Source organism: Microbacterium schleiferi (assembly GCF_038150145.1).
Lineage (GTDB): Bacteria > Actinomycetota > Actinomycetes > Actinomycetales > Microbacteriaceae > Microbacterium > Microbacterium schleiferi_B.
In genome coordinates this window covers 215,946-229,102 of record NZ_JBBWSA010000005.1, presented here as the reverse complement: position 1 = coordinate 229,102, position 13,157 = coordinate 215,946, and the positions used below count along the sequence as shown (strand labels likewise).

The 13,157-nt window shown below is 67.2% G+C and carries 11 protein-coding genes; 5 read left to right on the top strand and 6 right to left on the bottom strand.

Translation table 11 applies throughout. The annotated features are described in order from the left end of the window. The first annotated feature begins 70 nt into the window (after positions 1-70). Both AADH62_RS07595 and rpsT read left to right on the top strand, forming a co-directional pair. The gene (locus AADH62_RS07595; protein WP_341578909.1) at positions 71-796 is read left to right on the top strand and encodes an alpha/beta hydrolase; all 726 of its coding nucleotides are present in this window, start codon (positions 71-73) and stop codon (positions 794-796) included. A 107-nt stretch (positions 797-903) separates the two neighbouring features. Next, complete coding sequence (gene rpsT / locus AADH62_RS07590) at positions 904-1,164, top strand: 30S ribosomal protein S20 (protein WP_341578908.1); 261 nt, start codon at positions 904-906, stop codon at positions 1,162-1,164. 57 nt (positions 1,165-1,221) lie between these two features. Here the strand turns inward: rpsT and holA are convergent, their stop codons facing one another. The 5 genes from holA to AADH62_RS07565 all read right to left on the bottom strand — a co-directional run bounded on the left by holA (position 1,222) and on the right by AADH62_RS07565 (position 9,304). Further along, positions 1,222-2,250 (bottom strand): DNA polymerase III subunit delta, encoded by a 1,029-nt coding sequence (holA, locus tag AADH62_RS07585; protein ID WP_341578907.1) that lies wholly within the window; start codon positions 2,248-2,250, stop codon positions 1,222-1,224. 9 nt (positions 2,251-2,259) lie between these two features. Further along, positions 2,260-4,608, bottom strand: coding sequence for a ComEC/Rec2 family competence protein (locus tag AADH62_RS07580; protein WP_341578906.1), 2,349 nt, complete (start codon positions 4,606-4,608; stop codon positions 2,260-2,262). Positions 4,609-4,659: 51 nt separating this feature from the next. Continuing rightward, a complete protein-coding gene (locus tag AADH62_RS07575) occupies positions 4,660-5,238 on the bottom strand; it encodes a ComEA family DNA-binding protein (protein ID WP_341578905.1) in 579 nt (192 codons plus the stop codon). A gap of 92 nt (positions 5,239-5,330) precedes the next feature. Further along, positions 5,331-7,901, bottom strand: coding sequence for a leucine--tRNA ligase (gene leuS, locus AADH62_RS07570; protein ID WP_228178940.1), 2,571 nt, complete (start codon positions 7,899-7,901; stop codon positions 5,331-5,333). 80 nt (positions 7,902-7,981) lie between these two features. Next, positions 7,982-9,304, bottom strand: coding sequence for an anthranilate synthase component I family protein (locus AADH62_RS07565; protein ID WP_341578904.1), 1,323 nt, complete (start codon positions 9,302-9,304; stop codon positions 7,982-7,984). Between the two features lie 42 nt (positions 9,305-9,346). Here AADH62_RS07565 and AADH62_RS07560 point away from each other — a divergent pair, with 42 nt between their 5' ends. The 3 genes from AADH62_RS07560 to AADH62_RS07550 are packed head-to-tail and all read left to right on the top strand — an operon-like array spanning position 9,347 to position 11,825. Continuing rightward, the gene (locus AADH62_RS07560) at positions 9,347-10,048 is read left to right on the top strand and encodes a DedA family protein (protein WP_228178941.1); all 702 of its coding nucleotides are present in this window, start codon (positions 9,347-9,349) and stop codon (positions 10,046-10,048) included. Between the two features lie 4 nt (positions 10,049-10,052). After that, positions 10,053-11,090, top strand: a complete 1,038-nt coding sequence (locus tag AADH62_RS07555) for an App1 family protein (RefSeq protein WP_228178942.1) — start codon at positions 10,053-10,055, stop codon at positions 11,088-11,090. Positions 11,091-11,099: 9 nt separating this feature from the next. Further along, complete coding sequence (locus AADH62_RS07550) at positions 11,100-11,825, top strand: SOS response-associated peptidase (protein WP_341578903.1); 726 nt, start codon at positions 11,100-11,102, stop codon at positions 11,823-11,825. Between the two features lie 23 nt (positions 11,826-11,848). Here the strand turns inward: AADH62_RS07550 and AADH62_RS07545 are convergent, their stop codons facing one another. Continuing rightward, the gene (locus AADH62_RS07545; RefSeq protein ID WP_341578902.1) at positions 11,849-13,123 is read right to left on the bottom strand and encodes a glycoside hydrolase family 3 N-terminal domain-containing protein; all 1,275 of its coding nucleotides are present in this window, start codon (positions 13,121-13,123) and stop codon (positions 11,849-11,851) included. Positions 13,124-13,157 lie beyond the last annotated feature (34 nt).

Here is a 13,157-nt window from a genome sequence, read left to right as displayed (position 1 = left end):
CACGATTCTACCGGCGCGCGTACTGTCGCATCGCCCCTGCCACTGCGCGTCGGCGGGCTACTCTACCGACATGGCGGTCGCGGTGGTTCTCGTTCACGGCATCCGCACCTCGCGAACGATGTGGCGGGCGCAAGAGCAGTACCTGATCGACCGCGGTAACCCCGTGACAGCGGTCGATCTTCCCGGGCACGGATCCCGGATGAGCGAGACGTTCTCGCTGGGCGGGGCCTTCGCAACGATCGATGCGGCTGTTCGCCGTGCCGCGGAGGAACACGGCACCGTCCTGGTGGTCGCTCACTCGATGGGCGGGCTGCTCTCGATCGAGTACGCCGGGAGCGAGGATGCCCCTCCGCTTGCTGGCCTCATCGCCGCATCATGCACCGCGATCCCTCGGGGTGCCGCCCTGCAGACATACCGCCTGCTCGCGCGCGGCTTCGACTCGCTCCCCGACCGCGGAGCATGGCTGAGCGAACGGGTACTGGATGCCACGCTCCCGCCCGAGACGCGGGCGGACTTCGGCGCCGGGGGTTACGCGCTCGACGCGCAAGACACGGCGCTTCGGAGCCTGTCGGTGCTGGATCTGCTGTCTGCACTCAGTCGGATCGAGGTTCCGCTGTGGTTTGTGAACGGACAGTTCGACCAGCTGCGGGTCAACGAGCGACTGTTCACGCGGGTCGCACCGGATGCCGAACTGATTGTTGTTCCACGGACGAGTCACTTGGTCACGGCCATGCGACCGCGAGTGTTCAACGCGGTCCTGAACCTCGCGCTCACGACCATCGAGCAGACCTGGTAGACTCGCTGATTGGCTTGTGTGTGGGTTTTGCCCTCACGATCGCTGGTGGACGCCCCTCTCTCGTCGCCGGCAGTCCATCCATCACTCGAACGAAAGAACGTCTCCACGTGGCGAACATCAAGTCGCAGATCAAGCGCAACAAGACCAACGAGAAGGCTCACGAGCGCAACAAGGCCGTCAAGAGCGCGCTGAAGACCGAAGTGCGTCGCACCCGCGAGGCCATCGCCGCCGGCGACAAGGTCGCCGCCGAGAAGGCTCTTGCCACGGCGACCAAGAAGCTCGACAAGGCTGTCAGCAAGGGCGTCATCCACGCCAACCAGGCTGCCAACCGCAAGTCGTCGATCGCCAAGCAGGTCGCGGCTCTCTAAGCCTCACGCTTCACACAAAGCCCGCCCTTCGGGGCGGGCTTTGTCGTTATCCGACGGTCAGCTCCCGAACTCACTGCGCGTCGCGACCACCGTCACAAGTCGCTCTAGGGCGAAGATCGGGTCGCGGGAGGCTCCCTTGACTTCGGCATCCGCTCGTGCCGCCGCCTGGATCGCCCGGCCCAGGGATTCCTCGTTCCAGCCGGCCAGATCCCGACGAGCACGGTCGACCTGCCAGTCCTTCACGCCGATCCGGGCAGCGATCGCGGCGGATGACTCGCGCAGACCGGCAACGCGCGCCATCGTTCGCAGCTTTGATGCGATCGCCGCGACAAGTGGCACCGGATCAGCGCCGCTCGCCAATGCGTGCCGCAGGGTGATCAGCGCTTCGCCGTAGCGTCCCGCGATCGCAGTGTCCGCCACCGCGAAGGCCGTGGTCTCGACGCGACCACCGTAGTACCGCCGCACGATCTCTTCGGTGACATCGCCATCGACATCCGCGATCAGCTGCTGACACGCTGCAGCGAGCTCGGTCAGATCGTCGGAGAATGCCGAGACGAGCGCTCGCAGGGCTGCGGGCGCTATGCGCTTGCTCACTCCGGCGAACTCGGCGGCGGCGAAGTCGTAGCGGTCGCTATCGCGCTTGATGGCCGGGCACGCGATCTCGACGGCATCCGCCGTGCCGCTGCGGATCGCGTCCAGGAGCTTCTTGCCCCGCACGCTCGCGCCCGTGTGGCGCAAGACGACAGTTGCACCTTCTTGGGGCGCCTCGAGGTAGGCGAGCGCTTCGGTGAGGAACGAGTCGGATGCCTTCTCGACCCCGAACACGCGCACGAGGCGCGGCTCGCCGAAGAGGGAGGGCGAGGTGACGGTCAGCAGCGTTCCCGCGACGTAGTCGTCGGCGCGGAGATCGGTCACCTCCACTGCCGGATCCTCGGCGCGCACGTAGTCCCGCAGGCCAGCGATGGCTCGCTCTGCACAGACGTCTTCAGGACCTGACACCAGCACGATGGACGCGGGGCGCGGATCACGCCACGGCACCTGCCGGATCGCCGACTTCGAGGAACTCGAGCGACGGGGTGCGGCCATGCCGAAAGCCTATCCGGCACCCGCGACAGACGCGGTGCGCTCCCGCCACAGGGCGAGGGTGTCGCCCTCTCCGACGACCGCGACGATCCCATCCTGGTCGGTGCGTCCGACGGCGCTGCCCTGCAGCATCGCCAGTGTCGTTGCGGTGGGGTGCCCATAGGTGTTGTCGGCTCCCACGCCAATGAGTCCGATGCGCGGTGCGATCTGGTCGTACAAGCCAGGGTCCTGGTCAGCGCTGCCGTGGTGCGACACTTTGACGACCTCGACGGCGCCGCGGATGCTCGCGCGCAGCATCCGTTGCGGATCCGCCGAGAGATCGCCGAGAAAGAGCGATCGGGGGACGCCGCCGCCTTCGATGCTCACGGTCACCGACGAGTCGTTACCCGCAGCGAACAGCGCTGTGGCACGCGGCCAGAGCACGCTCCAGTGGGCGCCACCGAGCGTTCCGGTCATCCCGTGCTGCGCCGAGACCACTTCCGCTCCAGCTTGCGCGAGATCTGCCAAGAGCCGTTCGTCGGCACTTCCGTCCGTCGGACCGTGGAGTACGGTCGCGGCGCGCCCTATCACCGCCTCGGTGCCGCCCACGTGGTCTTTGTCGAAGTGAGTCAGTACGAGCAGGTCGAGGCGTGTGACGCCGACTCTGTCGAGGCATGCGCTCATCAGCGCGGGGTCGTGGCCCGTGTCGATGAGCGCCGTGGCTCCTTCGCTACGAACGAGCACCGCGTCGCCCTGGCCCACATCGCACATCAGAATGGACCAGTCACCGGGGATCCCCCACCTCTGCGTGATCGTGGTGACCACCGTTGTGCAGGTGAAGACGGTGACGACAGCTGCGACCAGGAGCGCCGAACCGCGGCGGATGCGGGCGGACCGTCGATTCTGTCCTGGTAGGCCCAGCGCGAGGGCGACGAGTGCGCCCACCAGAGCCAGTGCGAGTGCACCGACCAGCCCGTCCGCCCAGGGAATCCGCGCGAAGGGCAACCCGCTGGCGACATCCGCGATCCCGGCGATCCACGTCGCCGGGAGCCACGCGAGTGCCGCCAGGCCGCTTTGAAGCACAGGGAATGGCGCGGCAAGGCAGGCGGCGAGCCCCAGCACCGTCGCTGCAGGGGCGGCGGGCGCTGCGAGCAGATTCGCTGGCACTCCCCAGAGCGGCACCGACGGATCGATCAGCACCAACAGCGGGCCGCACGCCAGTTGCGCGGCAAGCGGCACCGAGAGGGCGAGCCCTAGCGGGGCAGGCATCACTCGCGTTAGCCCCGATGCGAGCGGCCGGGCGAGCGTCAGGAGGGCGGCCGTGGCAGCCACCGAGAGCGCGAACCCCAGAGAGCCCGCCAACCAGGGGTCGGCCAGGAGCAAGATGACGACGGCCGCGCTCAGCAGGGCGACACCGGCGCCAGCGCGACCCAGAAGAACGGCGATCATGGCAATTCCGGCCATCATCGCGGCACGAACGACACTCGGCTCCGGCGTGACCAGAATGACGAACCCGACGAGCGCGCCGAGACCTGCGATCACACGCACGCGGCGGCCTGCTCCCAGCCCAGCCGCAACGACGAATGCGATCCCCACGACGAGCGCACAGTTGGCGCCAGAGACCGCGGTGAGGTGGGACAGCGAGGATGCCTTCATGTCGGCATCCGTCTGGGAGCTGACAGCTGACGTGTCCCCTACCGCGAGCCCCGGAACGAGCTCTCCCCCGCCGCCGGGAAGCCCCGCCGCGGCGCGGACGAGCGACTGCCGCAGGTCGGCTGCGACGCGCAGGATGCCGGTTGGCGGTTCGACGATCTCTGTCTCGTGCGCCAGGATCTGCACAACAGCACGATCGCCCGGATACGCCGGCCTGCTCGTTCCGCTCATGCGCACACGTGCGCCGACATCCAGCGCGCTGCTGGCCTGCTCGCCCGACACGCGAACTGCCGCGTCAATCCACCCGGTGAGAGCACCTCCATCGGTTCCGAGGAGTCGAATCGAGGCATCGAACGCGCGCTGGCCGCCAGCGCGTGGCTCGACTTTCCCGCTGACGATCGCCTCGACCTCGACCACACGCGAGCCGCTCCCGAAGGCTTCGAGCGCGGCATCCCGCCCAGGCTGCGCCAACAACACATGGATGCCGACCGCAGCGCCCGCCGCGAGGGCCACGACAACAACAGACAAAACGCCCACGCTGGCCGGGGCACGCCGAGTCACGCCACCCAACTCCGGCGCAACGGTCGACGCACGCCGTCGCGGGAGCGCACCGAGCACAACGCCCCCGCCGATGCCGGCCGCCGCCAGCGCCCCGACCGTCATCGGCGCCAGCGCAGGAGCGTTCACCAGCACGAAAGCCGTCGCCCACGCCACCACTGCGGCCGGCACGAGCCGCGCGGCCCGCCACCGCCGCCCTCCCCTCAGCACACGACGCCCCGCTCACACCGTGACGAGATCACGAATGGACTCGAGCATCTTGGGTCCGATCCCCGACACCGACAACAGGTCATCGACGCTCGCGAACCGCCCGTTCGCCTCCCTCCACTCGATGATCCGTCCGGCAATAGCCGGCCCCACGCCTGGAAGCGTGTCGAGGGCTGCCTCATCCGCAGTGTTCAGATTCACGCGGCCGTCCGCCGCGACACCCGCGGGTCCAGCCGCCGACACCTCCCCCACCCGCGGCACGATCAGCTGCTCGCCGTCCGACACGGGGCGCGCAAGATTCACTCCAGAGGACTCAGCATCATCGGCGAACCCACCTGCCGCGGCCACGGCATCGACGACCCTCGCATCGGGATGCAACACATACAACCCGGGGGCGTTCACGGCCCCCGAGACGTGAACGTAGAGCGAGACGGACGCCGTGGCCACCGTCACCGGCGCCGAAGTCATCGACTGAGCGGATGCCGCGCCCCGGACAACGCCGACGATCACGGCAATCGCGAGACCGCCAAGGGCGAGGATGACGACCGCACCGACACCCCAGCGCCGACGATCCTCGCGCGCAAGCCCACCCACACCGCGACGCTAGGCCGACCGCCGAGCCCGTGAAGAACGTGGCGACCCGAGCGGTGCGGAAGCTCTCGCAGACCTGCCGTGGGGAGGAAGGGTCAGTTCGTGCTGAAGCTGACGACCTTCGGAGCGCGAACGATGGCTCGCGTGATCTCGCGCCCGGCCAGCGAACGAACGACCCGCTCGTCTGCGCGAGCCAGCGCCTCCAGGTCGGCACCGTCGATCTTGGCCGAGACTTCGAGCGTTCCACGCACCTTTCCGTCGATCTGCACAACTGCCGTGACCGTGTCCTCGACCAGCAGCGTCGGATCGGCCTGACGCCACCCGACTAGTCCGACGAAGGGCTCGTAGCCGAGCGCTTCCCACATCTCCTCTGCCGTGTGCGGGGCGAACAGGTCGAGAATCATCGCCACCGCTTCGGCCGCTTCCCGGACGGCAGGGTCCGCGGGTCCCGCACCGGTGTCAATGGTCTTACGGATCGCGTTGACCAGTTCCATCAGGCGAGCGACGACGACGTTGAACTTCGTCTGCTCGATCAGACCCGGGGCTTCGGCCCAGAGGCGGTGGGTGACGCGGCGCAGCGCAACATCGCCCTCAGCCCACACGACATCCGGTTCGCTCGTGACGTCTTGCGCGATCCGCCACGCACGCGAGAGGAACTTCTGCGCACCCGTCGTGGAAACGTCAGCCCAGTCCTTGTCGTCCTCGACGGGGCCCGCAAAAGCAAGAGCCACGCGCAGCGCGTCGGCGCCGTGCGTCGCGAGCTCCTCGTGGAAGAGCACGAGATTGCCCTTGCTCTTCGACATCTTCGTGCCGCCCAGAATCACCATGCCCTGGTTGATGAGGCTTGAGAAGGGTTCGGTGAAGTCGACAAGTCCCATGTCGAAGAGGACCTTGGTGATGAACCGCGCGTAGAGCAGGTGCAGGATGGCGTGCTCGACGCCTCCGATGTAGAAGTCCACCGGCGCCCAACGCTGTGCCTCTGTCGGGTCGAACGCCACCGAGTCATTGCCCGGAGACAGGAACCGGAGGAAATACCACGAGCTGTCGACGAACGTGTCCATCGTGTCGGGGTCACGGAGAGCCGCGGCACCGGTCTCGGGGTCGGTGGTGGCCATCCACTCCGATGCTGCGCCCAGCGGCGACGTTCCCTTGGGCGCCAGGTCGAGGCCGTGTGCGTCGGGAAGCCGCACGGGCAGCTCGTCCTCGGGCACCGGCACGATCCGACCGTCCTCGGTGTGCACCATCGGGATCGGCGTTCCCCAGAAGCGCTGGCGGGAAATGAGCCAGTCGCGCAGGCGATAGGACTTTGACGCGCGACCGGTTCCGGCAGCTTCCAGCTCCTCGGTGATCCGCGTGATGGCATTGCGCTTACTCAGCCCATCCAGCGACCCGGAGTTGATCAGACGCCCCTCACCGGTGAGCGCCACACCCGTCTTCGCGGGATCGATCGATTCGATGTCATCGGCATCCTCCGACAGCGGCCCGTCTTCAGCGATGACCGGAATCGCGCCGGTGGCAGGTGCCGTCGTGTCGACCACAACACGGATGGGGAGACCGAACTCCCGCGCGAAGTCGAGGTCACGCTGATCGTGTGCTGGGACTGCCATGACCGCGCCGTGGCCGTAGTCGGCCAACACGTAGTCGGCGGCCCAGATCGGCAAACGCTCACCGTTGATCGGGTTGATCGCGTAGCGGTCCAAGAACACGCCGGTCTTGGGGCGATCCGTGTTCTGACGCTCGATCTCGGTCTGCTTCTGCACGGTCTCGAGGTAGTCCTGGAACCGCATCCGTACCTCGGGCGTTGAGCCGGATGCCAGTTCCGCAGCCAGATCGCTGTCGGGAGCGACAACCATGAAGGTTGCGCCGTACAGCGTGTCGGGCCGGGTCGAGAAGACCGTGACCTTCTCGGCGCGACCCTCGATCTCGAAGTCGATATCGGCACCTACTGAACGGCCGATCCAGTTGCGCTGCATCTGAATGACCTTGTGAGGCCAGAAGCCCTCAAGCTGGTTCAGGTCATCGAGCAGGCGATCGGCGTAGTCGGTGATGCGGAAGTACCACTGCGTGAGCTTCTTCTTGATGACTTCAGCGCCGCAACGCTCACAGTGGCCGTCAACGACCTGTTCGTTTGCCAGCACCGTCTGGTCGACCGGGCACCAGTTGACCGGGCTCTCCTTGCGATACGCCAGCCCGCGCTCGAACAGCCGCTGGAACAGCCACTGGTTCCACTGGTAGTACTCCGGGTCGCTGGTGTGCAGCACCCGATTCCAGTCGAACGACACCCCGTAGGAACGGAAACCGGCCTTCTGCTGGTCGATGTTCGCGTAGGTCCACTCACGCGGGTCAGCCCCGCGCTTGATCGCCGCGTTCTCTGCCGGCAGACCGAACGAATCCCACCCGATCGGGTTGAGCACGTTGTAGCCGCGGTGCCGCCAGCTGCGGGCGACGATGTCGGAGTAGAGGTAGTTCTCGGCGTGCCCCATGTGCAGGTCACCCGACGGGTACGGGAACATCGCGAGCACGTACTTGCGTGGACGCGTGTCATCGGCCCCGCCCGCGCGGAACGGATCGGCGGCCGCCCAGCGCTCCTGCCACTTGGCCTGGACCGCTTGCGGGTCATACCCGCCTTCGGGACCGTGGGCGGCAACGGTGTCGGTAGGGGCCATCTGACTCACGTAACGGGTACCAATCGGGATGCAGGGAAGACGCGCGAAAGCGCACCATCCAGGCTACCGGATGCCTGGAATCACGCGCCCGGGGCCGCTGTCGCCCAGCTCGGCGGGACTGATGCGCCGAGAGCGGCGAGTGGTCCACGCGCTTTCACGACGACCTCCGCTACCTCCGACGATGCCTGCGAGAGCCAGGTGATGCCGCCGCCCGCGCCGACGTAGGCGTGATCCTGCTCGATGACAATCGATCGAATCACCATCGCGAGGTCCAGGTCTCCCTGCGGTGAAATCCAACCGAAGCATCCGGCGAAGAGACCCCGCGGCGCACCCTCGAGTCGGTGCAGAATTGACATCGCTGAAAGCTTCGGCGCACCCGTCATGCTGCCGGCAGGAAATGTCGCGCCGAGCAGGTCGCCGACCTGGATGTTGGGGCGGAGGTCGCCCGCAACCGTGCTCACGAGTTGATGCACGGCTGGATAGGACTCGACGTCGAAGAGTCGCTCGACAGTGACGGTGCCGGTCTGGCAGATGCGCGAGAGGTCGTTTCGCATCAGGTCAACGATCATGACGTTCTCGGCCCGCTCTTTGACGTCAGCGCGCAGATCTTCAGCGAGTTCGGCATCGACTTCCGCGTCAACCGAGCGAGGACGGGTTCCCTTGATCGGGTGAGTCCGAATGCGGCCGTGGTCGGCCTCCAGAAACTGCTCGGGACTCGCGCTCAAGAGCGCTCGGTCGGCGATCCGCACGAAGCCACCATGGTGAGCACTGACTCCTCGTCGCAGGCGCCGGTATGCAGCCAGCGCATCGACGGCGCCTTGCACCTCGAATCGCGTCGTGAGGCACAGCTGGTAGGTGTTTCCCTGGCGGATCTGCTCGCGGCACTCCTCGATCAGAGCGGCATAGGTGGTCGCGTCGTGTCGTGCTGACGCCACCACCGGCGTCGGCTGGGGAATCTCACCCCGACGCGGCAGGTCCAGGAGGCCCGCAGCGAGCTCTCCAGCGTCACCCGCCGCAAACACTGTCGCGATGGATGCCGCATGGTCGAACTCGACGACAGCGCGCACCTGCATCCATCGGGCGTCGCCGCCCGAGTCCGGGAACGATGGCGCCCCCGCCCGCCGCGCACCGGCGTCGTAGTCGAACCAGCCAACCCATGCCCCGGGCCGCGGGCCACGCTCACCCGAGCGCGAGTCGTCCTCGGCAGCACTCCCCCGCAAGACCACCCGCTCGACAGCATCCGAGGCGACGGGCTCACCAATACCAACCCAACTCTTCCCGGTGGTCGCACCGGGGCCGGCATCCAGCCAGAACGCGTTCTCGTACCGATGCGCCCATCCGCAGAAGACCTGCTCGGGGTCACGCCACGCCGCCAGCGGAACGTTCGACGGCGGCGTGGTCACGCCTCACAGGCTAAACGCTGTCGGCGGCTCTACGCTTCAAGGATGAACGAGTGGCTCACGTGGCTGCTGGATACGGTGCAGGCAGTCGATCCGGTGGTGCGCACCCTCGTGGCAGGTCTTGCCATCATGCTCGAGACCAGTGTTCTGGTCGGACTCGTGGTTCCGGGCGACACGATTGTGATCATCGCCGGCACCGCTGTCGGCAGCCCGTGGGAGGGGGTGGCGCTGGGGGTCGCAGTCGTGATCGGCGCGCTCATCGGCGAAAGCATCGGTTTCTGGCTGGGACGATTCCTCGGCCCGCGCATCCGATACTCACGCCTCGGTGCCCGCATCGGTGAGCGTTCGTGGATCAGGGCCGAGCTGTACGTCAACCGGCGTGGTGGGATCGCGATCTTCCTGAGCCGATTCCTGCCGGTCTTGCATTCCCTGGTGCCGTTGACGGTCGGGATGACCGGCTTCGCGTACCGGCGGTTCCTCGCGTGGACAGCGCCTGCCTGCATCCTGTGGGCGACGATCTACGTCTCGGTCGCGTCGGCCGCAGCGGGGACCTACCGCGACCTCGCTGACAGCGCTCACTACGCCGGATACATCTTCGTCGCCGCCATCGCGCTGTTCATCCTGGCGATCTACGTGGGCAAGAAAGTGCTGCACCGCATCGAGCGGCGGCACATGGATGCGGGTGACGAGCGCACTCCGTCGGAAGATGCCCCACGAAACCCGACCCTCGATGGCATGACAGACTGAACGGGTGCCCGGACCGGAGGAAACCCCCGCGCCCCCCAAGATCCTGTGGCTCGCACGACTTGAGCGACGCTTTCACACCTGGCGGGAGCGACGCGCCCGCGCGCGCGGCCTCAAGCCCACCGTGACCCCGTTTGCGGGGTACGGCGGCGATGGCTGGATTCGGGTTCTCGGACGCGTGCTGATCGTTCCGCCGCGTAAGCCGCGCGGCGGCGGGGAGTATGCCTCGGTTCGAGGCTGGCGCAGCTTTCTCGCGGTTCCGGTCGGCTTCGCTCGTGTGGACGTCACTGTCGCGGGCCACACGCACACAGTGAAAGCGGACCGGGGCGGTGTCGTGGATGTCGTGCTGGATGCCGCGCTGTCGCCCGGATGGCAAACGTTCACGATGACCGTCGAAGGCAGCGCTCCCGTTGAATCCCGCGTGTTCGTCGTTGCGCCGGATGCGCGCTTTGGCATCGTCTCGGATGTCGACGACACCGTCATGGTCACAGCACTGCCGCGTCCGCTGCTTGCGGCGTGGAACTCCTTCGTCGTCGACGAACACGCCAGGCAGCCGGTTCCTGGGATGGCTGTGCTTCTCGAGCGGCTTGCGCGCGAGAATCCGGGCTGTCCTGTCGTGTACTTGTCGACGGGGGCATGGAACGTCGCGCCGACGCTGGTGCGCTTCATGCGACGCCACCTCTTCCCGCCCGGAGCGCTCCTTCTCACCGACTGGGGTCCCACCCATGACCGGTGGTTCCGCAGCGGACGAGCCCACAAAGAGCACAGCCTGCAGCGCCTCGCCGAGGAGTTCCCCGACATCCGCTGGCTGCTCGTGGGCGATGACGGGCAGCACGACGACGCGATCTACACGGCCTTCGCCAGCGAGAACCCCGGACACGTCGCGGCTGTCGCGATCCGCCGCCTCTCCCCTGCTGAAGCCGTGCTCGCTGGCGGACGAACCGCAGTGAACGACCACTCGGCAGCCGAAGTGCCGTGGGTGACGGCATCCGACGGGGCGGGGCTGCTCGACCGGCTCCAAGCTGCTGGGGTATCCCCCGCGTAGTCTTGCCGCATGTGCGGACGGTTCGTGGTGGCAAGCGTTGGAACCGAACTGGTGGGGATGCTTCGCGTCGACCTCGTCGGCGATGACCTGCCCGGACCGTCGTTCAATATCGCACCGACCGACAGGGCCGCGATCGTCCTCGACTCGGCGAAGTCCGAACCCCCTATTCGGCGGCTGGAGAGCGCCCGCTGGGGCCTGGTCCCCGGGTGGGCGAAGGACCTCTCGATCGGGGCACGAGCATTCAACGCTCGCTCCGAGGAGCTCGAAGACAAGCCGATGTTCCGGGCCGCGCTCGAGAAGCGGCGCGCGATCGTCCCCGTGACCGGCTACTACGAGTGGCATCGCACGGATGCAGGCAAGACGCCGTACTTCATCCACCCCGCCGACGACGAGCCCCTGCTGTTCGCCGGGCTCTACGAATGGTGGAAGGACCCGTCGAAGCCCGAGGACGCTGACGACCGGTGGGTACTCTCGTTCACGATTCTCACCCGCGCGTCATCGGGTGGACTCGGATCGCTCCATGACAGGATGCCGGTCTTCATGGATCCCGATCACGCTGACGCCTGGCTCGACCCCACTGTCGACTACCCGCGAGACATCCTGGATGCCGCCGTCGATGCTGCCGAGATGGTCGCCGACACCCTGGAGGTGTATCCGGTCAGCTCAGACGTGGGAAACGTCCGGAACAACTCACCCTCACTGATCGAGCCCGTTCCAGGACCGCCGCTCCCCTAGCGACCGGGCTCAGGTCACGGGGATCAGGCAGCGGGCGCACAGGACGGGCAGGGCATGAGACCGCGACCGGCACCTGCAGTCTGCAGCCGCAACGTCATCACTCGCACCGCGGCTTCATCCAGGCGCTCCGCGGGAAGCGCCCCGGACTCAACGGCGGCGACGATGCCCGCCGTCAGCTCCGCCGCGGTCTGAGAGTTCGTTCCCAACACCGACAGCAGCATGTCGTTGCCCGCGGCGAGGGCGGCTACCGCATTGGACACGGGGTCCCGATACTCGGACAGACCTGACGCCTCCAGCATCCCGAGATCATCGGTGATCGCCACGCCGTCGAAGCCGAGTTCCTCCCGCGCGATGCGGTGCCATTCGCTCGACAGGGTCGCGGGCTTCTCGTCGACCGATGTGTACGCGAGGTGCCCGAACATGAGTAACGGGGCGCCGGCGTCGATGCCTGCCGCGAAGGGAACGGCGTCCGTTTGACGCCACTGATCATATGTCTCTGTCGTCGACGGGATGCCGCGGTGCGAATCTCCGGGGGCTGCGCCATGGCCCGGGAAGTGCTTGAGGGTCGACAGCGACTCAGGTTCCTCGCCGACCACTGCAGCAGCAACATGTGAGGCGCCATTTTCGGGCGTTGTCCCCAGCGCGCGGCGGTAGATGAACATGCTGGTGTCGTTGGTGATGTCGGCGACGATCCCGAAGTTGACCGAGATTCCCGCGCGCTGCACGAGTGCACCGCGCCCGGCGAACGCGAGTTCGGTAGCCTCTGGCGGCTCATTCTTGAGCGTGATCGACGACGGGAAGTCGTCCCACGGCAGGCGCGACACATCCCCACCTTCCTGATCGATGCCCAGTAACGGTGGAACCGCCGGGTCTACCGTGAGCGCCGCGGTGATCCCTCGTAATTGGTCTTCGGAGCCCGGGATGTTCGCACCCATGAGGATGAAGCCGCCGACGCCGGTAGTCGACATGTAGTCGCGAAGCACGCCGGGGTCGGTCGTCGAGATGTGCCCCATGATCACGCTCGCGGCGCGCTCGCTGAGACTCATCGCTGCAACGGCCGCGGTGGCTCGGGCGGTGACGCTCTCGGCTGTGCCGGGGACGACGACAACCTCGCCTGCCGGCGCTTGCGCGGCCACGGATGGCGAGCTCGACGCATCTGCCGCGGACGCGAGGCCGAGACCGCCGAGCACGAAGCAGGACACAGCTGCCGTCGCGATACCCGTGCGTGTCACAGGCGCGAGCGTGCCCGTGGATTCTCGGCGGACCCCGCGGAATCGATGGCGACGTGCCGAACTCACGTGTTCACGGTACCCGCTCTCACGCGCACTACCC

Coding starts and splice junctions, on each gene's coding strand:
- holA (WP_341578907.1), bottom strand. CDS start 2,250: ATGGCCGCACCCCGTCGCTCGAGTTCCTCGAAGTCGGCGATCCGGCAG.
- AADH62_RS07560 (WP_228178941.1), top strand. CDS start 9,347: ATGAACGAGTGGCTCACGTGGCTGCTGGATACGGTGCAGGCAGTCGAT.
- AADH62_RS07595 (WP_341578909.1), top strand. CDS start 71: ATGGCGGTCGCGGTGGTTCTCGTTCACGGCATCCGCACCTCGCGAACG.
- leuS (WP_228178940.1), bottom strand. CDS start 7,901: ATGGCCCCTACCGACACCGTTGCCGCCCACGGTCCCGAAGGCGGGTAT.
- AADH62_RS07550 (WP_341578903.1), top strand. CDS start 11,100: ATGTGCGGACGGTTCGTGGTGGCAAGCGTTGGAACCGAACTGGTGGGG.